Source organism: Vibrio fortis (assembly GCF_000695685.1).
GTDB lineage: Bacteria > Pseudomonadota > Gammaproteobacteria > Enterobacterales > Vibrionaceae > Vibrio > Vibrio fortis_A.
Window position 1 is genome coordinate 126,483 of record NZ_JFFR01000033.1, and the last position, 24,115, is coordinate 150,597.

Below are 24,115 nucleotides of genomic sequence, written 5' to 3' on the forward strand. Positions count from 1 at the left end.
TACCAGCAGCTTAAGAATGTAAGAATCCCGCGCCGCTCTAATTAGAGCGCCACCAGATAATGAATGATGAAGGTGTAGGATTCGTTTGCATTCATTCAATCTAACAACAACATCTTATAAATTCAACCATCAAACAGATACAAAAACAGCGCCTTAATCAGCGCTGTTTTTCTTGTTAACTCATTGATATTTATATCAGCCGATGAACACCTTAGCTAACACGTAGCCTAAGCAACACGCACCGACTACGCCAATCAAACCAACCGACATGAATGAGTGGTTGAAGTACCACTTACCAATCTTGGTGGTACCAGAAACATCGAAGTTCACCGTTGCGATGTCAGATGGGTAGTTCGGGATGAAGAAGTAACCGTAAACCGCAGGCATCAAGCCGATAAGTAGTGCTGGGTCTAACCCTAGGCCAAGGCCAACAGGGAGCATCATACGGGCAGTAGCTGCTTGCGAGTTCACCACAACCGATACGATGAATAGCGCCAGTGCAAACGTCCATGGGTAGTTAGTTACCATTTCAACGATGCCCGACTTGAACTGAGGCATGGCGTATTGGAAGTAAGTATCTGACATCCAAGCGATACCAAAGATAGCGATCGCCGCAACCATGCCTGATTTGAATACCACACCATTTGGCACGTCACGTGGGTCAGTTTTGGTCGCCAGCAAGATGACACCGCCGAAGCAGAGCATCATCATTTGGATGATCACCGACATCTTGATTGGCTTTTCACCGTCTACAATGGTTCTGATCTCAGGCACCATCGCCACAATAACGATCACCACAATAGAAAGCAGGAAGATCAATACCGCGTTGCGAGCCGACGTTGGTAGCACCTCATCTAAAGAAGTCGCAGTGGTGCTTTCAATGCGCTTTTTCCACTCTGGATCTTTTAGACGTGCTTGGTAATCAGGGTCATCATTTAGCTCTTTACCACGTTTCAAGCTATAGAGAGACAACAACAGCGTACCAAACAGCGTGGCAGGTACAGTTACAAGCAAGATAGACAATAAGGTAATCGAGTGTTGAATATCAGACAGCTGCGCTAAGTAGTAAACCACGGCCGCTGAGATTGGAGATGCGGTAATCGCCAATTGTGAAGCTACAGACGCTGCTGCCATTGGACGTTCTGGACGGATGCCATTTTTAAGCGCCACATCACCGATGATAGGCATAATTGAATAAACCGCGTGGCCAGTACCCAATAGAAATGTCATCGAGTAAGTCACAAACGGCGCTATCAAAGTCACGCGTTTCGGATTCTTTCTTAGCACTCTCTCTGCCACTTGCAGCATGTATTTCAAACCACCAGCGGCTTCTAAGATGGAAGCACAGGTCACAACCGCAAGAATAATCAGCATTACAGTGACTGGTGGAGAGGTTGGCGGCATCTTAAAAATGAAGACTTCAATCACCAAGCCAATACCAGAAACAACACCTAAACCAATACCGCCATATCGAGAACCGATATAGAGGACAACTAGCAAAAATAGAAACTCAAAATACAACATAAGCTACCCTACCTAAAACATGGAATAGGGATATTTTCTCTGTATGTTCAATGATTTACTTATTACTAGGTCACACTCTGATTGACCATTCTAACGGATTGTTTTTTATCAGATTATGGTCACGATAACAGGACTATAAGTATCTAGATTGTGATCATTTCTCTTCATCACAAGGTCGATTTGTTATGCACGCTGATGTTGATTGTTTCTTTTAGAACCCGGGAATCTATAAAATTCACCCATCAGATCCAATCGTTATTAAAGCAATGATATGCATATGAGCTTTCTGGGTAATTAAGGGTACATTTAAGCCCGAGTTGTCATAGTTTGGAACGTTTATTCACAGAGCTTTAACTCGCCTAAGTTATTGGGGTATGTCAAAATAGCCGCCCTCAGCAAAGACGATGGTACAAGAACCGCAACTATGAAATTCCAAGCAGCAATTTTTGATATGGATGGCCTACTTCTCGATACCGAGCGCCTGTGTATGCAGATATTCGAAGAAGCCTGCCAAGCACAAGGGGTCCCTTTTCTAAAAGATGTTTACCTCGGCATCATCGGCTGCAATGCTAAAACCATCGAGCAAATCTTTCGTAACGGTTACGGTGAAGACCTCGACTACCCAGCCCTCAACAATGAGTGGCGCACTCGCTACAGCGCGATCGTGAAAAACCAGGCGATTCCAGTGAAAGAGGGCGTGATTGAACTCTTAGAGTGGTTAAAGTCAAACAACATTCCAGCTGCAGTTGCGACTTCGACTCAACTGGATATCGCCAAAAAGAAACTTGAGTTAGCAGGGTTAGATTCTTACTTCACTTCTCTAAGCACTGGCTGTGAGGTAACGAATGGCAAGCCTCACCCAGAGATCTACCTATTAGCGGCAGAACGTCTTGGCGTTGCTCCGGAATCATGTCTGGCATTTGAAGATTCCAACAACGGCATCCGCGCTTCTATGGCAGCAAATATGATCAGCTTCCAGATCCCGGATTTGGTCGAACCGTGTGAAGAAGTAAAAGCACTCGGCCACACCATTAGTCCATCACTACATGATGTGCTGACTCAACTGCAAGAACAAGCAGCCTAGAAGCCTTCAACCAAACATACTTTGAAGCCGACCTTTGAGTCGGCTTTGTTGTATCTGGTGTTTCAGAAGCCGATCTCGATAAATTCAAGCCCCAGAAACTAGAGCTTCAGTACAAAGCCCATAAGATTGCCTGTAAAACAGAGTCAGAAATGATTAGCATGACAACTCAATACCAATCAGAAAAAGAACCGAACGTGCTCGAACAGTTTGAAGATCAGATGCTTAACTTTGCAAAGCAAGAGATGACCCAAGATGCAGCTCATGACATCAGCCACATCAAGCGTGTCGTCAAAACCGCAAAATCCTTGTGTGCGCAAGAACAAGCAGAGCTTGAAGTTGTATTACCTGCAGCCTACCTGCATGACTGTTTCACCTTTCCTAAGAATCACCCCGAGCGAGCGACAAGTTCAAAAGTCGCGGCCGACAAAGCGATCGCATTTCTCAAGTCAATTGACTACCCCGCTCATCATTTAGATGCGATTCACCATGCAATTGTTACCCATAGTTATAGCGCGAATATCACGCCAGAAACCGTTGAAGCGCAGATCGTTCAAGATGCCGACCGTCTAGATTCCCTCGGCGCGATTGGTATTGCTCGCTGCTTGTTTGTCGGTCAGAGCTTTGATGCTGAGCTCTATAACCATGAAGATCCATTCGCTGAAGAGCGTGACTTAGATGATAAACACTTCAGCGTTGACCACTTCTATGTGAAGCTGTTCAAGCTCGCACAGACCATGAATACCGAATCGGCCAAACAAGAAGCTGAACGTCGCACCAACTATATGCGAGGATTCCTCGATCAATTGGCGAGTGAGGTGTAGCACCCCTTTTCATCTGTAGATTCGTCCCCATATCATTAAAAACTCGAAGTAATTTGGAATCCGTCATGACCCAAGAAAAGTTTGAAACCATTTATCAAAGAGCGGCTCACCGTAAGGGTGGCGAAGCTGAACTTGAGAAGATCGTTCGCAAACCACTGACCCACGATGAACTGATGCAGATCGGTGATGATCGCTGGCTCGCGGCCTTTACAGAAAAAGTGTTTCAGTGTGGTATTTCTTGGAGTGTGGTGAGGAAGAAGTGGCCTCAATTCGAAGAGGTATTCTTTGAGTTCGATGTTGAGAAGATACTGATGCTACCCAATGAGATGTGGGAGCAAAAAGCACAAGACCCACGCATTATTCGCCACCTTACCAAAGTCATGACGATCCCTGCGAATGCGATGATGATCCGCAACGCTCAGCTTGAATACGGCAGCTTCGCTCAAATGGTTGCAGAGTGGCCATCAGAGCGCATTACCGAACTTTGGGATCACCTGAAAAAGCACGGTAAACGACTCGGTGGTAACACTGGTGCCTACACCCTACGTCAAATGGGCAAAGATACGTTCATTCTATCGACAGATGTTGAAGCACACCTGCGCACAACTGGCGTTATCGACAGCGGACGCAACACCAAACGCGCTCAACAAGCCGCAAGCAACGCGTTTAACGAGTGGCAACAACAATCAGGAAGAAGCTTGAGTGAGATAAGCCAGATTGTTGCCTACAGTGGCGGAGATAACCGCGTTTAACAGCACGGCTAACCTCTACTTCGACAAATCATATTGATAAGATTTCATACTCGATGGCACAGTTTTTCAAGCAAGATGAAAACTGTGTCTCAATTGTTATCAGATATGCGCAAACTCTCTAACCTATTGGCCTCAGGCGGTAGCATTGTATGGATAAGTGTATACAATATAGATTAATACCAGTGCAATATGCTCAACAATCCCTACTCGACTAAACAAGGGCCTTTATCTCTATGACAGCTCTCAAAAACTCTGTCTCAAAAGGTGTAAAAACGAAAGTAACGGGTCAAACCCAAGATGACGTTGTTTACTGCCATATCTTCGACGCGATATTAGAACAAAGGCTGCCACCAGCCACCAAACTGAGCGAAGAAGCATTAGCAGAAATCTTTGGTGTAAGCCGCACCATCATCCGCCGTGCCTTACTGCGTCTATCTTTAGAACAAGTGGTGGTTATTCGTCCAAACCGAGGCGCTGTGATTGCTGCACCAACGGTTGATGAAGCAAAACAGATTTTCAAAGCACGTGAAGTGATGGAATTGGCTATCACTGAACTTGCGGTTAAGAATGCCACCAAAGCTCAGATCGACGAATGCAGAAAATTGGTCGCGAAAGAGAACTGCGCCTTTGAACAGGGTGATTACGGTTCTGGCCTGCGACTGTCTGGTGAGTTCCATATCAAACTTGCTGAAATGGCAGAAAACGCACCGCTACTGGCTTTCCAACGTAGCTTAGTTTCACAAACCTCCCTGTTGATCGCCCAGTACGAAACAGGTACTCATTCAAACTGTTCTCAAGACGAACACGAGCAGTTACTTGATGCCATCGAATCCGGTGATGAAGAGCAAGCGGTTGATTTAATGCGCGAACACTTGAGCCATATTCGCTCTAAGCTCAACCTAGACAGCAGCACCGCCTCTAGCGATCTTCATGTGGTTTTCTCTGATCTTCTCAAGAGTAAGTCCTAGTTCGAACGCTTGCTGAACAAGTTAAAATCCTCTTTAAAAGCGAGTTCTACACTCGCTTTTTTCATGCCTGAAACCAAAGGTCACGCTCTCTCACAACTCATTTTCTGTGCTTTTTGTTCGCTTTCCTATCGAATTTTGCCCCACAGCCACGATCGAATACTCACCAAAACCCTCCAATTATCCAAACATTATTTGTATACATAGAAGTAAATTTATTCACCTCATTAAATCCTCAATTTCCAAATTTACTCAATTAAAAACAACAAATTAAAATCAAAAAATTATTGTATACAATCTTACCCAAAACCTATTTGTTGCATTTTTGTAAATAAATAGTTGACCACAGGGTCAGGATGGATAATTATTGACCAAGAAGTCAAAAAAATTACACATGGAATATGTCGATATACAAGGAGGTCTCTTGATTACTTTTTTGCTCAATCAGGAAATAAGACACGAAGACAATCTGTCGCCGAATATGACCGTACTTAATTACCTGCGTACTAACGTCAAGAAGACAGGTACCAAAGAGGGGTGCGGTTCAGGCGATTGCGGTGCGTGTACTGTGGTGTTAGGTGAAGTGGTAGACGGGCAATTACAGTATCGCTCGGTAAACTCATGCTTAACGTTCGTTTCAGCTCTACACGGCAAGCAACTGATTACCGTCGAAGATCTACAGAACCGAGATCGCTCTTTACACCCTGTACAACAAGCGGTTGTGGATTTTCATGGCTCACAGTGTGGCTACTGTACACCGGGATTCATTATGTCGATGTTCGCGCTTGGCAAGAACAAGCCTAACGCTAGCAAAGAAGATGTGATGGAGTCTCTAGCAGGCAATTTATGTCGCTGTACGGGTTACCGACCGATTGTTGATGCTGCGATGTCTTTGTCTACAGACCAACCTCTTATCGACCAATTCGCTGAACTTGAACGCAAAACCATTGAAAAGTTGGAAAGCATTCAAGGCACTGAAGCAAACCTTCGTTTAGGTCATCTCACCGCATTCTCTCCAAAAAGTATTGATGAGCTTGCGAAACTGTATATCGCTCATCCGAAAGCTAAGCTGGTTGCAGGCGGCACCGACCTAGCACTGGAAGTTACGCAGTTCCACCGTGAGATTGAAACCCTTATCAGCGTCAACCTTGTCGAAGACATGAAGCTGTGTGAAGAGACCGACACCGACCTTATCATCGGTGCCAACCTTCCAATCAGCGACGCTTATTCACTATTGAAAAAGCACTACCCAGACTTTGGCGAACTGCTTCATCGCTTTGCTTCACTGCAAGTACGTAACCAAGGCACTATTGGCGGCAACGTAGCCAATGCTTCCCCTATCGGTGATACGCCTCCGCTACTGATTGCGTTAGATGCCAAGATCAAACTGCGTTGTGGTGATGAGTCGCGCACCATGCCGATCGAGGACTACTTTATCAGCTATAAAGTCACCGCTCAGAAAGAGAGTGAGTTTATCGAGCAGATCATCATACCTAAACCAAGCAGCGATAACTTCCGCGCTTACAAACTCTCAAAACGTCTAGATGATGACATCTCAGCCGTGTGTGGCGCCTTCGACATTCAGGTGGAAGAAGGCAAGATAACGCATGCTCGCATCGCCTTTGGTGGTATGGCTGCAACGCCTAAGCGCGCCGCTCGTTGTGAAAATACGTTATTAGGCAGCCCTTGGACAGACGCTACAATTAAAGAAGCGATGCAGGAACTGTATCAAGACTTCGAGCCACTCTCTGATTTTCGAGCGAGCCAAGAGTACCGCTCATTGTCGGCAGCCAATATGTTGCGCCGTTACTTCATTGAACAGCAGAACAAGCACAATCAAATCGAAACAAGGGTAACGTCTTATGTCTAACAAAAACAAACAGGCGATGACCCACGAAGAGATGGTGACTATCGCAAAACAAGATCTTAAAACTGGCGTGGGTAAAAGCGTTAAACACGACAGTGCACCAAAGCAAGTAACGGGCGAAGCGGTCTACATCGATGACCGTTTAGAGTTTCCAAACCAACTGCACGTCTACGCGCGCCTTAGTACTCAAGCGCATGCAAAAATCACCAAGATCGACGTGTCGCCATGTTACGAATTTGAAGGCGTAGCCATCGCGATTCAAGCTAAAGATGTACCGGGTGAACTGGACATCGGTGCCATCCTTCCTGGTGACCCTCTGCTCGCAGACGGCAAAGTCGAATTCTACGGTCAGCCAGTGATTGCTGTGGCGGCCAACGATTTAGAAACGGCACGCAAAGCAGCGCACGCCGCCATCATTGAATACGAAGAACTGCCAGCGATTCTCGATGTGAAAGAAGCACTGGCTAAAGAGCACTTCGTGACAGAGAGCCACACACAACAACGTGGTGATTCAAAGGCGGCGCTTGCTAAAGCCAAACATGTGATATCTGGTGATCTCGAGATCGGCGGTCAGGAGCACTTTTATCTTGAGACTCAAGTCAGCAGCGTAATGCCGACTGAAGACGGCGGGATGATTGTTTACACCTCAACACAAAACCCGACCGAAGTACAAAAATTGGTTGCAGAAGTGCTTGGTGTGCCAATGCACAAAGTAGTGATTGATATGCGCCGTATGGGTGGTGGCTTTGGTGGTAAAGAGACTCAAGCGGCATCTCCTGCGTGTATCGCTGCGGTCGTCGCCAGCCTAACAGGTCGGCCAACTAAAATGCGCCTACTGCGTAACGAAGATATGCAGCAGACGGGCAAACGCCATCCATTCTACAACCAATACACGGTCGGTTTTGATGACAAAGGCGTGATTCAAGGTGCCGATATTACCGTAGCAGGTAACTGTGGCTACTCACCTGACCTTTCAAGCTCGATCGTTGACCGCGCGATGTTCCACTCAGACAACGCCTACTACCTTGGCGATGCAACCGTGGTAGGACACCGCTGCAAAACCAACACAGCATCTAACACCGCTTACCGTGGTTTCGGCGGCCCTCAAGGCATGATGACAATTGAACACATCATGGATGAGATCGCTCGTTACCTGAAAAAAGATCCATTGGAAGTACGTAAGGCGAACTATTACGGCGAAGAAGGCCGTAACGTGACCCATTACTACCAAACCGTTGAAGACAACTTTCTTCCTGAGATAACCGAACAGCTTGAACGCAGCAGTGACTATCACGCTCGCCGTAAAGAAATTGATGAGTTCAACAAGCAGAGCCCTATCTTGAAAAAAGGCTTGGCAATCACTCCGGTGAAATTCGGCATCTCGTTTACCGCAACTTTCTTGAACCAAGCTGGTGCGCTTATCCATATCTACACCGATGGCAGTATTCATTTGAATCACGGCGGTACGGAAATGGGGCAAGGCTTGAACATCAAAGTGGCGCAAATAGTTGCAGAGGAGTTCCAAGTCGATGTCGAACGTATCCAGATCACCGCTACAAACACAGACAAAGTTCCGAACACATCACCAACCGCGGCCTCATCGGGCGCCGACCTCAATGGTAAGGCCGCGCAGAACGCCGCAATAACGATTAAGCAACGACTGATTGACTTTGCAGCCTCGCACTTCAAAGTCTCGCAAGAAGAAGTGGTGTTCAAGAACGGTATGGTACAGATCCGCGATGAGATCATGACCTTCAACGCGTTTGTCGAACTGGCTTGGTTTAACCAAATCTCGCTCTCCAGCACTGGCTTCTACCGCACTCCGAAGATCTATTACGATCACGAGAAAGCGCGCGGTCGTCCGTTCTACTACTACGCCTACGGCGCGTCGTGTTCTGAAGTGATCATCGATACGCTGACAGGTGAGAACAAAATTCTGCGCGTCGATATCTTGCACGATGTAGGGGCTTCATTGAACCCTGCTATCGATATCGGTCAAGTAGAAGGGGGCTTCGTTCAGGGCGCTGGCTGGCTCACCACCGAAGAGTTGGTATGGAATGAGCAAGGCCGCCTAATGACCAATGGCCCTGCAAGTTACAAGATCCCAGCGATTGCCGATATGCCGATCGATTTTAGAACGCATCTATTGGAGAACCGCAGTAACCCAGAAGACACCGTCTTCAACTCGAAAGCGGTTGGTGAACCACCGTTTATGTTGGGGATGTCTGTGTGGAGTGCACTCAAAGATGCCATTAACTCAGTCGCCGTCGATGGGGCAATTCCGAAGCTAAATACACCCGCGACACCAGAGCGCATTCTGATGGCCGTTCAAGCTGTTTCAGAGCCCGCGAAGGCATCGGTCGACAGTGAGCAAGAGACGGCGTAGTGATTAACATCATCAAGCTGTGACAAACAGGTAACAAGGACACTCGCCAGTCCGCAGTATTGAGCAGGGAGCTCTTTAGACTGGCGTAAGAAGCATCAAGCTGGAGCTTTTGGAGGAAGTATGTTTAAGGATAATTGGATTCACGAACTGGCAAAACTGGAAGAGAACTACGAGCCGTGTGTCATGGTGACGGTTCTTGAAGATCGAGGTTCTGTGCCTCGTGATGCCGGAACAAAAATGCTGGTCACTCGCGATCGCATCATTGCGACCATTGGCGGCGGCCACCTTGAACATGTTGCGACTAAAATGGCGCGCGAGATGCTGATCGCCAGCGAAAAGTCCCTCAAAGTCGAACGCTTCAACCTTGGTGCTCGTCTTGGCCAATGTTGCGGCGGAATGGCTACTCTGAGCTTCGAGCCGATTGGTACTCAACAGAACCATTTGGTGCTATTTGGTGCAGGCCATGTGGCTAAGGCGCTATTGCACATTGTCGCCACTCTGCCTTTCCGCGTAACGTGGATTGATGAACGCGAAGAAGTGTTCCCTGAAACCTTACCTCAAGGCGTTAAAAAGCTCGTCACTGATGACCCCGTCGGTGAAGTGAAACAGATGCCACCAAATAGCTACTACCTAGTGATGACCCACAACCACCAGCTCGATTTCGACCTTGCTAAAGCCATCATTGACCGCGAAGACAGTCGTTACTTCGGCATGATTGGCTCACTAACAAAACGCAAGAAGTTTGACTTCCGCTTGGAACAACGCGGCTATAGCCAAGAGCAGATCAACACCATGATTTGTCCTATTGGTATTAGCTCTGTGAATGGAAAACATCCAGCAGAAATCGCGGTATCGGTTGCCGGTGAACTAATCGCACACTATCAGGGACAAGCGCTTGAACAGAAGCGCCCGACCCAACATTATCAAACTGAGGATCGTAACGATCCCAAGCAAACAAGCGATGTAGACGAACACCCTCTGGAAGAGAAAATCGCCTAACACAAATCGCAGACTCCAGTCGCCATAACGTGACTGGAGGGCATTAAAAGGAAGTAAACATGACAACGCAACGCAAAGCTTATCGCGCCAGTATTCTTCATAGCGTGGCCGACCCAAAGGATGTCGGTTTAGAAGAATCATATGAGTATTTTGAAGACGGTATTTTAGTGGTTGAGAATGGCCATGTGGTTGATTTGGGTAATGCCGATGATGTGCTTGCTCGTCAGCCGAAAACCCTCGATGTCAAAGAGTACAAAGATAAGCTGATCACCTCAGGATTTATCGATACTCATATCCACTATCCGCAAACCGGTATGATTGCATCCTATGGCGAACAGCTGCTCGACTGGCTTGAAAACTACACCTTCCCAGAAGAGAAACGCTTTAAAAACCCAGTTTACGCACACAAAGTAGCGAAGCTATTCCTAGACGAGCTGGCGAGCAACGGTACCACAACAGCGTTGGTATTCGGCACCGTTCATAAAGAGTCGGTCAACGTGTTCTTTGAAGAAGCTGAGAGACGTAACCTACGTATGATCGCGGGTAAGGTGCTGATGGATCGCAACGCGCCAGATTACCTAACCGATACACCAGAATCCGGCTATGTCGATTCAAAAGAGCTGATCGACAAATGGCACAACCGTGGCCGCTTGCTGTATGCAGTGACACCGCGCTTTGCGCCAACGAGCACCCCGGAGCAACTGGCAACCGTAGGCAAACTGTTAGAAGAGTACCCAGATGTGTACATGCACACTCACCTTTCAGAGAACGAGAAAGAGATTGAGTGGGTGAAGGCTCTATTCCCTGAACGTGACAGCTACCTTGATGTATACGACCACTATGGCTTGCTGCACAAACGCTCAGTTTTTGCACACGGCATTCACTTGTCTGATTGCGAGTGTAAGCGTTTAGCCGATACTGAATCTGCTATCGCTTTCTGCCCAACCTCAAACCTATTCTTGGGTTCAGGTCTGTTCAGACTGCCTGAAATGGAAGAGCACGGAATCCGTGTTGGTATGGGTACCGATGTGGGCGCAGGTACTAGCTTCTCTATTCTGCAAACCATGAGTGAAGCGTACAAGATCATGCAGCTTCAACATAAGAAATTGCACCCAGCTAAATCACTATTTTTAGCCACATTAGGTGGTGCACGCTCTCTTCACCTAGAAGACAAAATCGGTAACCTAGAAGTGGGCAAAGAGGCAGATTTCGTGGTTCTAGATATGCACGCGACTCAGCTAATGCGCTTTAGAATGGAGCAAGCAACCAAGCTTGAAGAGAAGCTGTTTGTATTGATGAGTCTTGGAGATGACAGAACCGTCAGCGAGACATACATCTACGGTGAAAAGGCGTACGACGCTAATTTCAAAGAATATAAAAAACTCGTCAGTTAGGCTTAAAAGCGAGTAACACCTGCTAGGCAATAACGACAATCGTTGTTAATAATCCGTCCAGATTCGCCTAGCCTTCTAAGACCAGTCGCCCCCCAGCCTCTGGTCTTTTTTGCATCCTCATCAAATAACAATAATTAAATCTCTACTGTGTGCTAAATGACCGCGACGTAAGCGATTTATGTTGGTAACTTAAGACGATTATACAAGTCGCTCAGCCTTCCTAATCCATGTTGAGCACCCCCTTAAATTTACCCGTCACTTAGAAAAGGAATTCTATGTTCGAGCAGGTTGTTGGCATTCTGTTTCCCGTTTTTGCGCTCGCTGCTGCTGGCTTTGCCGTGGGCCGTTGGCTCAAGCCGGACTTTAAGCCTATCAACCGCATCAATATGGACGTGTGTATCCCTGCGCTGGTGTTTGCATCCCTCGCAACCATGCCGCTCGATACTGAACAAGTACCACTGATTACTGCCTCATTAGTTGCTGTATTAGTACCTGCAGTGTTAATGATTCCAATCTGTAAGATCTTTAAGCTCAACTTCAAAGCTTGGGCACCTCCGCACATGTTTCGCAATAGCGGTAACCTTGCGATCCCACTATTCACCTATACCTTTGGTGATACAGCGTTGGCGCCAGCAGTACTGCTGTTTGTGGTTTCAGCCTGCATCCATATCAGTTTGGGTTTGGCGCTGTTAAGTGAAGGGAACCCGCTAAAACAGATCTTCAAGATGCCGATTTTCCTCGCTGCTGCCGTAGCAATGACGCTCAATTTATCTGGCGTCGCGGTTTGGAATCCGCTTTACGAAGCGACATCGCTACTTGGGCAAGCAGCCGTGCCTATCATGCTGCTATCTCTTGGCTCACAAATGGTCAACCTAAGGCTCAGCGGCCTCAAGGTGGGTTTGCTATGCACGGCGCAATCTTTGTTCACCGGAGCCATCGCCTTCGGCATTATCTACTTCTTTATTCCACTACCAACCCTACAGCTTCAAATGATGGTTCTGTTCACCATGCTGCCACCAGCGGTAATGAACTACTTGTTTGCTGAACGCTTCAACGTTGAGCCACCTAAGGTTGCCTCTATGGTGCTGTTTGGCAACTTCTTAAGTGTCGTGACCCTACCAATATTGCTGACGTTTGCGCTGTCGTTTGAGTGAGGCCACCTTTGCTATTGGCAGTAATACTTCATCTAGAGCTAATCGGAAGGGTAAGTTAATCAAGTGACACTTCGCCCAAAATAGGCTGTAACCGCAAAGTTATTGTGATGATTTATCGAGTTTCAATTCTGCCGTCACTTTAGTCAGGCGCAACGCAATCGCAAAACAGACTAAGTAAGGACTCACATACCAGAAAAGGCTTTCTATCGGCTGTTTAAGCTGCGCCTCCCTTGTTTTGATGTATTGATTTTTCTGCTTCTCGTATTGATTCAGCATCCCACTCACCCATACAGAGTCGCTCTCTAGTAACGCAATATCAGGAGCTGGAACCATTAATGTAGAAGCGCTTGGCAGCAGAGAGAAATCAACATCTTTAAAGGTCTTCGCGGTTGTGAGGTACCACATACAGGCTTGATGGTATTCGGCTTGATCATTGGCCGACGGCTGACCCGAACAAACATCACCACGCAATCGGTCAAGAGAGAACTGCTGAATAGACTCCAGAATAACCACAGCTCTTGTCTGTTCGGTTTCCACCCAATCACCGGCAACCTTAGCCCGAATCTCTGAGACAGCGCCAAGCATGCCTATCCCCGCTAGAAACGGCCATAAATAGTCCATCAGTTTCCATTTGCGTCGGCTCAAATTAAACCCACACCAAATTGGGATATGCAGCAGAAGAGTCAGCCCAACGGACAATAGAACAAAGTTGAGTGAGCTAGAGAGCATCAGCTCACTTTCAAAGAAATGCTTCATAATTAGACACTTGCCTATATGAATAAGAGAGTTTCGATAGTAAATATCAATTGCTTGAAGAATGTAAGCAGCGCGTCAAAAAAGGGAAATACCTTCAAAAAAGAACCAACGCTTGGGAAAGCATACAAAAAGCCCCGGTATAGGAACCGGGGAAACAGGGTGGGACGAGTTTGGCGCGTGCCCGTATAACCAAACTCTCCCCAAGCCTCACCTAAGACTCACGCTCTTAGGTAAAGGATGCTGCTATTGAAGTTTGGCTCCTTGTGCGGCCCAATCACCGATAAGAGTACGTTCGTCATCTGTCATTTGGGTGAGGTTTCCAAGTGGCATGACTTTCGTTGTTACGGTTTGAGCAATGATTCTCGGCACGTTGGCTTTGATCTCTTCAGGTGTATCCAAGATGACCCCGGCTGGTGCGGCGGCGAAGGCAGCATGAGTCGGCGAAGCTGAATGACACACCGAACAGCGCTCTTGAATGACTTGGTTGATGGTCTCAAAGCGAATGCCTGCGTCCGAAGATGCTGGCGCACTGGTGGCTGCTGTTTGCTGAACATGAGCGCCATTGTCAGATTCCACAACTCCTGCCGCAATTTCTTCCACGACTGGTGTAGCTTCTGCACTGTTTTGCACCTGCTCAACCACGGGCGCTTTCGCGACTGGTGTCGGTGTCATCTGCTTTTTCGCGTACGGTGAGGTCACGAACGCAAGCGTGATCATACCGAGTGCGGCCACTGGCACTGTCCAAGCAAACTTCTGACTGCCATGTCGGGTATTAAAGTAGTGGCGAACCAATATACTGAATACCGCCAAACCAGCTAGAATCAACCAGTTGTACTCCGAACCATACGTGCTCGGGAAGTGGTTACTGATCATGATGAACAACACTGGTAGCGTCATGTAGTTATTGTGACGAGAACGCAGTAAGCCTTTCGCTGGAAGTGCTGGATCAGGTTCGCGCTTCTCTTCAATCGCTTTCACTAGGTTGCGCTGTGCCGGCATGATAACGCGGAATACGTTACCCACCATGATGGTACCGATAATCGCGCCCACATGGATGTAAGCACCACGGCCACTAAACACTTGAGTCAAGCCGTAAGTCGCGGCCACCAACAGCACGAACAACACAATACCAAGCAGTACTGGCGTCTTACCTAATGGAGAGTCACACAACAGGTCGTAAATAAACCAACCAGCGACAAAAGAACCAATACCAATCGCGATTGCGGTAGTCGAATCAAGGCCTGAGCCCGGTGCAATCAGGTAAATTTCGGCGTTAAGGTAGTAGACAACCCCAAGTAGACACACACCTGTGATCCAAGTGAAGTAAGCTTCCCATTTAAACCAGTGAAGGTGTTCAGGCATCTCTGGTGGCGCAAGCTTGTACTTTTCAAGGTGATAGATACCACCACCGTGAATTGCCCATAAGTCACCAGATAGGCCTGTTTTGGGGTTGACTCGATTAAGGTTGTTTTCAAGCCAAACAAAGTAAAATGATGCGCCGATCCATGCGACACCAACGATCATGTGAATCCAGCGAATCGCCAAATTCAACCATTCTGTAATATGCGGATCCATAATAAACTCCTGTATCACAGCGCATTTTCAACGCGCTGCTCTTCCTTATTGTTGTCCGTAGGCAGGTCTTCCAAGTGCAGTGCCACGAGGTCGCTATCAAAATAAACTTCATCACAGTTATGGCCTTCACCGCCTCTGTCCACGATCAAGAACTGGTCTTGATCGGTAAGCGCGAGAACGGGGTGGTGCCACACACCTTTGTGATAGTTCACTCCTTGGCGGCCGTTGCTGAGAAACGCGCGGCAGCTGGCTAATGTCGGATTTTCGCCCTTTGGCGCGACAACAATTAAATAGGGTTGACCAAGTAATGGAACGAATGCCTGAGAGCCAAGTGGATGACGCTCTAGCATCTCGATAGTCAATGGGTACTTCAGCGGAGTGGCTTGGAAGATGCTGATGATGGCTTCTCCACCTTGGTCTTGCACATCCGTTGCCGCAAGCTTGTGGTAGCGACGAGTTGACCCATTGTTGATCATGAAAAAATCACTGTTATCAGATTCGATAACATCACCAAACTCAGCAAACGCTTGTTTGGTTAACGGTTCGATCACTAAACGACGTATTCCATTACTCATACTCTTTTCCTTACCTATTTCGCTTTGGTACCAAATAGACGTAAACGGCTGATACCGCCATCTGGGAAGATGTTGGCACGTACGTGTGTTACCGCACCAAGATCGTTCACCTCGGAAATGAATTCATGAATATTGTGGGCAGACAGTTTTTGCGCCGGTAGAAGCTCACGCCAGAATAGACTTTGCGTCTCTACTTGGTCGTCGGTACCACCTTTTACATACGCCGCTTGAATTGAACAACTGTCTGGGAAGTTACCTTTAAAGTGCGCAGTATCAACAACGATACGTTCAATGTTGCCCGGGTGGCCTAACGCAACAATCACCCAATCGTTACCCGGTGTACGACGACGTGCTGTTTCCCAACCATCACCCATGTTTTCACCGCGGCCAGGGCCAAGAATGTTCGCTTTATTACCGTAGTGCTCATCACTACATGCCAGTGCGCGTCCGCCATGTTCAACCGCTGCAAGGTCAATTTGCTGTTGTGCATCAATCGCATCCCAATCAACGCTCGGGCGACCGTAAACGCGCAGGCGTGCAACACCGCCGTCTGGATAAATGTTTAGACGCAGGTGCGTAAATACTTGGTCACTTTCAATCTCTTCAAGGTGATGGTGATCGCCTTGCAGACCAATAGAAGGGAGGATTTCTTGCCACTCAGTAGAGTCTGTTGGCTCGCCTTGTGGTGAATAGCATGCATCAATCGATGCAGAAGGCGGGAAGTTACCTGTAAAGAATGAAGTATCGATATCAACACCCGCAATCGTGCCTGCTAGACCAAGGCGAATCACACAGTAGTCATAACCTTCGCCACGTTTACGGCGGCTTTCCCAACCGTCCATCCATTTACCGTTGTCATCGTATAGGTCATCTTTCCATACTGGTGCTGCGTGGCTGAGTAGGCGGCTTTTGTCGGCAAAGAAATCGTCCGTGGCGAAGATCGCTTCCGCACCGAGTTTTTCGTCTGCTAGGTTTATGTACTGTTCAAATTTATGGGTCATGTCCGTGTAATCCTATGAAATTAATCAAGTAATAATAAAATGAGAACTTAAAGGTTCAGTGGCTGACTGCTCAGCGCCCGACGCATTAAGCGAGTTCTGAAATAGCTGCTAACTCCGTTAACCTACATATCCCAGAGACGAAACATTGCGATCTTGTTGATCTCTTGTATCGCCGTAGCAAACTCAGTTTCACTATCATTTCCTAATCGCATCTCGAACGACTCAAGAATTTGGTAACGATTGGCTCCCTTTACAGCCATGATAAAAGGGAAGTTGAAGCGACTTTTGTAGCTGTTGTTGTAAGAAGTGAATTTTTCAAATTCTTCGGCGCTGCATTTATCGATGCCCGCCCCCGCTTGTTCCTTAGTAGACGACTCTGTGAGTTCGCCATTTACTGCTGCTCGACCGGCTAAGTCTGGGTGAGCATTGATCAAAGCCAACTGCTTGCCGTGGTCGGCTTGCAAAAGCGTGGATGCCATCTTCAAATGAAGATTCTCGATATGATCATCTTCTGCATTTAAGCCTTGGTCATACACGGCTTCTGCCACCCAAGGGCTGTGCTCGTACACATCGGCAAAATGGGCGACAAATTCATCGCGAGCCATTTTTGTGGGTTGGCATGATCGAAATACTGTCACTGTTAGCCTCCTTGCTATTGCTCTCTTTGCTTGTGTTGTTTTTATCGTTGTGAGTTGTTACTGCTTTTCCTAGTCCACTATCCCGCTTTATACGGATGGTGTTCATGCCAGTGATTGGCAATATCGATACGACGACATAGCCACACGCTGTCGTGTTGTTTTACGTAATCTAGAAAACGTCTCAGTGCCATGATTCGACCCGGACGCCCGACCAATCGGCAGTGAAGCCCAACCGACATCATTTTCGGTGCGGTTTCACCTTCCATATAAAGAGCATCAAAGGTGTCTTTTAGGTATTGGAAAAACTGTTCACCAGAGTTGAAGCCCTGCGCTGTCGAAAAGCGCATATCGTTCACATCTAGGGTGTAAGGGATCACTAGTTGAGGGCGACCAGTCTCGGCATGCCAGTATGGTAGATCGTCATCGTAGGCATCAGAGTCGTACAAAAAACCACCCTCTTCCGCGACAAGTCGACGCGTATTTGGACCTGTTCGGCCTGTGTACCAGCCGAGTGGACGCTGGCCTGTCACTTGCTGGATGATCTCTATCGCTTTCACCATATGGTCGCGCTCTTCAGACTCATCAATGTATTGATAGTCAATCCAACGGTAGCCGTGGCTACAAATCTCATGGCCCGCTTCCATCATCGCTTTGGCGACATCTGGATGACGTTCGATCGCCATAGCGACAGCAAAAACAGTTAAAGGGATTTCATATTCATCAAATAGGCGAAGTACGCGCCACACCCCAGCTCGACTACCATACTCGTAGATCGATTCCATACTGATGTGACGTTCACCCTTGATCGGTTGTGCTGATGGGATCTCTGAGAGAAATGCTTCTGACTCATCATCACCGTGCAATAGACAACGTTCACCGCCTTCTTCGTAGTTCAATACAAAGGAGACCGCGACACGCGCATTACCCGGCCATTGAGGATTTGGAGGGGTAGCTCCATACCCGATCAAATCTCTTGAATAATCCTTATTCATCCAAGTACTCCTAACATTAGTGTTTGGTTTAGTCGCTCACCCACAGCTTTCCTCTATGAGTTAGAAACAACGAGCAACCTCACCCCATACATTCATTGTATACAATAATTTATCTTAATGTAAAGATTTCGTTATTAAAGTTAAATTTAGCAACCACAATCTTTTAATAACAATAACTTAAATAATCATGGTGCAAGTTTTTAATGATAACGCACAGACTTGGTGCATCAAAAAACCGACTTAAAGTTAACATTTTTTCTACAATTGACTTTACTAATTGTATACAGTTCGTTCATAGTTAGTGCTGACAAAGTGAGCAAGCAAACGTTTTGTCAGATAAACATCGCAGATGAAAAACAGAATAAGGACAGGACGCGTCAACGCGCCGTGAAGGATTATGGGAAGATTAACAACACACGTTTTAGATACCACCCACGGCCTACCTGGAGCAGAGATCAAGGTAGAGCTTTACAAGGTAAATGAAGACTCAACTGAAAAATTGGCGACGGTTTTGACCAACTCCGACGGTAGAACCGATGCACCGATTCTTGCTGGTAACAACTTCCTCCCAGGCAAGTATCAGTTGGTGTTCTATGTAGCAGATTACTACAAAAGCAAAGGCGTCGAACTTGATGGCGTGCCTTTCTTAGACGATGTCGTGATTCGCTTCGGACTCGATGATCCGGATGCGCATTACCACGTCCCTCTTTTAGTATCCCCTTACAGCTTCTCGACATATCGCGGAAGTTAACCTCAAGAAATAACAAATAAAGGAAATTTAGCCGCACTTAATTTTTGCTAGGCCTTCGCTGACAACTTCTGTCAGCGAGCTTGGTCAGGTTTGTTCGTGCCCAAAAAAGAGAAATCACCTTAAACACATGAAACCTTAATATTGAAATCTTGCTGTATTCAATACATGGATCACAACATAAAAGGACTTGCTGACATGAGTGAGAGTAAAACTGAAATACTCAACCAAGATGCGAATAACGGAATTTTAGAGAAGTTTTTTAAAATTAAGGCCCACGGAAGCAGTGTAAAAAATGAATTGGTTGGTGGCGTGACCACTTTCGCAACCATGGCTTACATTATCTTCGTTAACCCACAGATCATGGCAGCATCTGGCATGGATTCTGGCGCGGTCTTCGTCGCAACCTGTATTGGTGCAGCGATTGGCTGTCTGTTAATGGGACTGTTTGCGAACTGGCCAGTGGGCCTTGCACCGGGTATGGGCCTCAACGCCTTCTTCTCGTTCACCGTAGTGAGTGAAATGGGTTACAGCTGGGAGGTAGCGCTTGGGGCGGTATTTATCTCTGGTGTGCTATTTGTCGGGATGAGCTTCTACAAGGTTCGTCAATGGATCATAGAGAGCATTCCAGAGAGTTTACGCTACTCCATGACCGCTGGTGTTGGTCTATTCTTGGGTCTAATTGGTCTTAAAACAGCTGGTATTGTCGTCGAAAACCCAGCAACTTTGGTTTCATTAGGTGATTTCACCAAGCCAGAAGCACTACTTGCTGCTATCGCATTCCTTATTATCGCGGTACTGAGTGAGCGTAAAGTCTTTGGTGCAGTACTGATTGGTATTTTGAGCGTAACGCTTATCGGTATGATGCTGGGTCTAGTGCAATACAACGGCTTCTTCGCTGCGCCACCGAGCTTAGCGCCAACCTTTATGGCAATGGACATCGCAGGTGCACTGAATGTCTCTATGATCAGCGTTATCTTAGCCTTCCTCTTTGTAAACATGTTCGACACCGCGGGTACATTAATGGGTGTTGCGGAGCGTGCACATCTAACCAACCCTGAAACGGGAAAAATTGAAGGTTTGAGCAAGGCGCTAAAAGCCGACAGTATTTCGAGTGTTGCCGGTGCTTGTGTGGGTTGTCCACCAGTAACCAGTTACGTCGAGAGTGCTGCTGGTGTTGCAGCAGGTGCTCGTACTGGCCTTTCTGCTATTGTGGTTGGTGCGCTGTTCTTAGCTGCGATCTTCCTATCACCACTTGCCGGCATGATCCCGGCTTACGCGACGTCAGGCGCACTGATATACGTAGCCTTTGTAATGATGAGCAGCATGCAACACGTTGATTGGAAAGATTTCACCAACGGTGCACCAGCTGCAATCACGGCGTTAATGATGCCACTCACATTCTCAATCGCGAATGGTATTGCGCTTGGCTTTATTACTTACACGGTATTAAAGCTAGCAACAGGCAAAACCAAAGATGTCTCTATCTCGATGTACTTCTTAGCGGCTATCTTCATCGCTAAATTGGTGTTCATTGGCTAATTTTCGGTTCATTAATTAACCACCATTGAGTCATACACCTTGAACGCTTGGTTATTAATCAAGCCAAGCGTTCCTATCAATTTTTAAGAAAGCTAACTGTGCGGAATCCACGGCGTGTTTAGACACGCTCCCTCCGTGCACCTTTTTTATGACCCTACGCAGTTTGTAGAAGTCATTGTTTGACTGTCATTCGCTTGTGAACCTAAACACAAGCAGAGGAATATCAAATGAAACTTCTGTATACCCTAAATGAAAGACCCCCTCACGGACTCACCCTCCTACTTGCTCTGCAACATATGCTAGCCTCTATTGGCGGCATCGTTGCAGTACCACTGATTGTTGGCGCATCCATTGGTTTGCCCAACACAGAAATTGTCTCACTCATTAACGCGGCCTTACTGGCATCGGGGATCGTCACGGTCGCCCAGTGCCTTGGTTTTGGCCCAATAGGTATTCGCTTACCTGTGGTGATGGGCTCCAGCTTCGCCTTTCTCGGTGTCGCGATATCTATTGGTAATGAAGGTGGCGTAAGTGCAATTATGGGCTCAGCCTTAATCGGCTCCTTTGTAGTCATTGCCGCCAGCTTTTACATGGATAAGGTAAGGAAGCTGTTCCCTACCGTGGTAAGTGGTGTAGTGGTTACTCTTATCGGACTAACCATTTTACCGGTTGCCATGAATTGGGTCGGAGACTCGCCCGCCAACAGTGAACAATTCGCCACACTGCCGAAGCTCTTTTTAGCGCTGGTCTCTTTGGGCATTGTGGTTTGCGTTTCCGTTTACTGTCAAGGCGCAGTGGCTGCTTCAGCGATCGTTATCGGCCTTGCGGGCGGTTACATCGTGGCACTATCACTTGGCATGGTAAACCTAGATCAAATTAGCTCTGCTGCTTGGATTGGCGGTCCTGAACCTTTCAAATACGGCTTCACATTCTCAATGAGCGCCATCATTAGCATGAGCTTGGTGTACATCGTGGTTATTGCTGAAGCAACGGGTGACTTCATGGCGCTCGGCAACAACTGTCAAACCCAAGTCAGCGGCAAAGATCTTAAACGCGGTCTTTTAGGCGATGGGCTTGGTAGTACGCTTTCATCGATTCTCACTGCTATGCCGCTCGCTTCATTCAGCCAGAATGTAGGCATCGTCGGCATCACTGGGGTTGCCAGTCGCTATGTGGTTGCGGCAACGGGGGGTTTGCTGATCCTCGGTGGTCTGTTTCCGAAACTCGCTGCCATTGCCGTCACTATCCCTAAACCAGTATTAGGGGGCGTGGGTTTTGTTATGTTCGGCATGATTGCTTACGCGGGTATTCGTATGTTGATAAAAGCTGCAGACACCAAACGAAACGCATTAGTGATCTGTGTTGGTCTGGCTTCTGGACTTGCGGTAACGTTCGAACCACGACTGCTACAGCACTTACCTCATGATTTAGCGAACTTCCTACACTCTGGCATTACGACTGGGACAATCATGACGGTTTTGCTGAATCTGATTCTACCTAAATCTTCACGAGCTGAAGAGCAAGAAGCACTCGCCGAAAGCCAAGCTCAAGTAGAGCTAGAGATGCAAGAACAAACTGAAATGCTAGATCAGGAAGAGCACGCAGAACTACAGCAAAAAGAACAAACTGAAACAACAGAAGTTAAGGCAAACTAAACGCCTTACATTCGCTAGTGATTTCAGGCTTAACTGACTTAATGGGAAGTACGTACACTTACATCAGTTATAGAAGCATACAGCAGTGGGTTGAAGAAACGCGCTGCTTTATAAACCCTTATCGTAAACAATACAAAACCAAAGACCCTCTTCCCTGAAAAGGCTGAGATGGCTAAGGACTATTATGAATGGAAACCATCTGGATTAAGAATCCACTCGCAATCTACACAGGTTCAAATACCGATGCACAAGGCGGACTCGTCGTCAGAGGCAATACCATTGTCGAGTTAGTAGGTAAGCACCAAGAACCAACTATCCCTGTCGACTATAGTGTTGATGCCTCGCGTCATGTTGTCACTCCAGGGCTAATTAACGCCCACCATCATTTCTATCAAACCCTTACTCGTGCCTACCCAGGCGCACTCAACAAAGAGCTTTTTCATTGGCTGAAAAGTTTGTACCCAGTTTGGGCAAACCTTGATGCTGAAATGATGAGCCTTGCCACTGAGCTGGCTTTGGTCGAGCTGATGATGTCTGGCTGCACCACGGCTTCCGATCACCATTACCTGCTTCCTAACGGGCTTGAACACGCGATTGATCTGCAAGTCGAAGCCGCCGAAAAGCTCGGTGTTCGAGCTATCTTTACCCGCGGTTCAATGAGTTTAGGAGAAGATGAAGGAGGACTACCTCCAAGGCACACCATCCAGACTGAACAAACCATCATCGACGATAGCCAACGCTTGATCCGTGACTACCACCAGCGGAATGAAGGCGCGATGGTTCAAATTGCCCTTGCACCATGCTCACCATTCTCGGTCACCACAGATTTGATGAGGGAGACTGCTAGAATTAGTGAACGTGAAGGTGTGATGATGCACACTCACCTATGCGAGACCCTAGATGAAGAAGATTTCTGTATTGAGAAGTTTGGCTTACGCCCGGTCGATTATCTCGAAGATGTGGGCTGGCTCAATGACCGAACTTGGTTAGCTCACGGTATCCACTTCAACCCAGAAGAGATAAAACGGCTAGGGGCGGCTGGCGTTGGTATCAGCCATTGCCCAACATCGAACATGATGCTTGCTTCAGGCATATGTAAGAACAACGACCTTGAAGCCGCTGGGGTGAAAGTCGGTCTCGGTGTTGATGGTTCGGCCTCGAATGATGGTTCGAATATGATTGCCGAAGTGCGAATGGCGATGTATCTGCAAAGGCTGCAGTATGGTTCTGCCAATGTCTCGCACTTTGATGCACTTCGCTGGGCAACATCGGGGTCTGCACGCGCAATGGGCCGTACCGATATCGGTACTCTTGAGGTTGGCAAACAAGCCGATATCGCTATGTTCAAGCTTGATGATATTCGTTTCTCTGGCAGTCACGATCCACTAGCCGCACTGCTTTTGTGTGGTGCCCAACAAGCAGACAAAGTGATGATAGCCGGACAATGGCGCGTCAACGATGGCGCAGTGATAGGTGTCGATATGGAACATCTCATGCACCGCCACCACGCCGCCGCAATGAGGCTTGGTAAGCTGGCGATGAACAACCACTAACGTCACTCTTCGTCCATCACAGTCGAAATGCATGGCTGTGATGGGCAGTGGACATATACACCTTACTTCAACATCATCAGCTGCTGTCTTTAATTTCTCATTCTTTTCTAGCTATATCCTCGTGTTCAGTCGTT

The 24,115-nt window shown here is 47.3% G+C and carries 19 protein-coding genes and 2 pseudogenes; 13 read left to right on the forward strand and 8 right to left on the reverse strand.

Features of this window, described 5'->3' with window-relative positions:
- Positions 1-195: 195 nt before the first annotated feature.
- Positions 196-1,524: an anaerobic C4-dicarboxylate transporter gene (locus VFDL14_RS01260; RefSeq protein ID WP_032553509.1), complete on the reverse strand. Its 1,329-nt coding sequence runs from the start codon at positions 1,522-1,524 to the stop codon at positions 196-198.
- 424 nt (positions 1,525-1,948) lie between these two features.
- Between VFDL14_RS01260 and VFDL14_RS01255 the strand changes: the two genes are divergently transcribed.
- The 9 genes from VFDL14_RS01255 to VFDL14_RS01215 all read left to right on the forward strand — a co-directional run bounded on the left by VFDL14_RS01255 (position 1,949) and on the right by VFDL14_RS01215 (position 12,946).
- Positions 1,949-2,608, forward strand: a complete 660-nt coding sequence (locus tag VFDL14_RS01255) for an HAD family hydrolase (RefSeq protein ID WP_032553510.1) — start codon at positions 1,949-1,951, stop codon at positions 2,606-2,608.
- A gap of 194 nt (positions 2,609-2,802) precedes the next feature.
- Positions 2,803-3,429 (forward strand): HD domain-containing protein, encoded by a 627-nt coding sequence (locus tag VFDL14_RS01250; protein ID WP_032553866.1) that lies wholly within the window; start codon positions 2,803-2,805, stop codon positions 3,427-3,429.
- 65 nt (positions 3,430-3,494) lie between these two features.
- The gene (locus tag VFDL14_RS01245) at positions 3,495-4,181 is read left to right on the forward strand and encodes a DNA-3-methyladenine glycosylase I (protein WP_032553511.1); all 687 of its coding nucleotides are present in this window, start codon (positions 3,495-3,497) and stop codon (positions 4,179-4,181) included.
- 233 nt (positions 4,182-4,414) lie between these two features.
- Positions 4,415-5,149 carry a GntR family transcriptional regulator gene (locus VFDL14_RS01240; protein WP_032553512.1) on the forward strand — a complete coding sequence of 245 codons (735 nt, stop codon included), beginning with the start codon at positions 4,415-4,417 and terminating at the stop codon, positions 5,147-5,149.
- Positions 5,150-5,570: 421 nt separating this feature from the next.
- Positions 5,571-7,016, forward strand: a complete 1,446-nt coding sequence (xdhA, locus tag VFDL14_RS01235) for a xanthine dehydrogenase small subunit (protein ID WP_032553513.1) — start codon at positions 5,571-5,573, stop codon at positions 7,014-7,016.
- Positions 7,009-9,399, forward strand: coding sequence for a xanthine dehydrogenase molybdopterin binding subunit (xdhB, locus tag VFDL14_RS01230; protein WP_032553514.1), 2,391 nt, complete (start codon positions 7,009-7,011; stop codon positions 9,397-9,399). The genes xdhA and xdhB overlap by 8 nt, the downstream gene beginning before the upstream one ends.
- 120 nt (positions 9,400-9,519) lie before the next feature.
- Positions 9,520-10,398, forward strand: coding sequence for a xanthine dehydrogenase accessory protein XdhC (xdhC, locus tag VFDL14_RS01225; protein ID WP_032553516.1), 879 nt, complete (start codon positions 9,520-9,522; stop codon positions 10,396-10,398).
- 59 nt (positions 10,399-10,457) lie between these two features.
- Positions 10,458-11,792: a guanine deaminase gene (gene guaD, locus VFDL14_RS01220; protein WP_032553517.1), complete on the forward strand. Its 1,335-nt coding sequence runs from the start codon at positions 10,458-10,460 to the stop codon at positions 11,790-11,792.
- 275 nt (positions 11,793-12,067) lie between these two features.
- Complete coding sequence (locus tag VFDL14_RS01215) at positions 12,068-12,946, forward strand: AEC family transporter (RefSeq protein ID WP_032553518.1); 879 nt, start codon at positions 12,068-12,070, stop codon at positions 12,944-12,946.
- 99 nt (positions 12,947-13,045) lie between these two features.
- On the opposite strand, the gene VFDL14_RS01210 is transcribed toward VFDL14_RS01215, so the two are convergent.
- From VFDL14_RS01210 to puuE, 7 genes and pseudogenes are all read right to left on the reverse strand, one after another.
- Positions 13,046-13,702 carry a hypothetical protein gene (locus tag VFDL14_RS01210; RefSeq protein ID WP_327196346.1) on the reverse strand — a complete coding sequence of 219 codons (657 nt, stop codon included), beginning with the start codon at positions 13,700-13,702 and terminating at the stop codon, positions 13,046-13,048.
- Between the two features lie 243 nt (positions 13,703-13,945).
- Positions 13,946-14,212, reverse strand: a pseudogene (locus VFDL14_RS25140) (hypothetical protein); the annotation flags it as partial.
- A 122-nt stretch (positions 14,213-14,334) separates the two neighbouring features.
- Positions 14,335-15,277 (reverse strand): annotated as a pseudogene (locus VFDL14_RS01205) (urate hydroxylase PuuD); the annotation flags it as partial.
- Positions 15,278-15,291: 14 nt separating this feature from the next.
- Positions 15,292-15,852 (reverse strand): ureidoglycolate lyase, encoded by a 561-nt coding sequence (locus tag VFDL14_RS01200; protein WP_032553521.1) that lies wholly within the window; start codon positions 15,850-15,852, stop codon positions 15,292-15,294.
- A gap of 14 nt (positions 15,853-15,866) precedes the next feature.
- Positions 15,867-16,853 carry an allantoicase gene (gene alc, locus VFDL14_RS01195; protein ID WP_032553522.1) on the reverse strand — a complete coding sequence of 329 codons (987 nt, stop codon included), beginning with the start codon at positions 16,851-16,853 and terminating at the stop codon, positions 15,867-15,869.
- 122 nt (positions 16,854-16,975) lie between these two features.
- Positions 16,976-17,491, reverse strand: a complete 516-nt coding sequence (gene uraD / locus VFDL14_RS01190) for a 2-oxo-4-hydroxy-4-carboxy-5-ureidoimidazoline decarboxylase (protein ID WP_032553523.1) — start codon at positions 17,489-17,491, stop codon at positions 16,976-16,978.
- A 77-nt stretch (positions 17,492-17,568) separates the two neighbouring features.
- Positions 17,569-18,483 (reverse strand): allantoinase PuuE, encoded by a 915-nt coding sequence (gene puuE, locus VFDL14_RS01185; protein WP_032553524.1) that lies wholly within the window; start codon positions 18,481-18,483, stop codon positions 17,569-17,571.
- Between the two features lie 397 nt (positions 18,484-18,880).
- Here puuE and uraH point away from each other — a divergent pair, with 397 nt between their 5' ends.
- From uraH to VFDL14_RS01165, 4 genes are all read left to right on the forward strand, one after another.
- A complete protein-coding gene (gene uraH, locus VFDL14_RS01180) occupies positions 18,881-19,234 on the forward strand; it encodes a hydroxyisourate hydrolase (protein WP_032553526.1) in 354 nt (117 codons plus the stop codon).
- Positions 19,235-19,429: 195 nt separating this feature from the next.
- Positions 19,430-20,773 (forward strand): NCS2 family permease, encoded by a 1,344-nt coding sequence (locus tag VFDL14_RS01175; RefSeq protein ID WP_032553527.1) that lies wholly within the window; start codon positions 19,430-19,432, stop codon positions 20,771-20,773.
- Positions 20,774-21,000: 227 nt separating this feature from the next.
- Entirely contained in the window at positions 21,001-22,428 is a 1,428-nt protein-coding gene (locus VFDL14_RS01170; RefSeq protein ID WP_032553528.1) for a nucleobase:cation symporter-2 family protein, read from the forward strand.
- Positions 22,429-22,616: 188 nt separating this feature from the next.
- Complete coding sequence (locus VFDL14_RS01165; protein ID WP_032553529.1) at positions 22,617-23,981, forward strand: 8-oxoguanine deaminase; 1,365 nt, start codon at positions 22,617-22,619, stop codon at positions 23,979-23,981.
- Positions 23,982-24,115 lie beyond the last annotated feature (134 nt).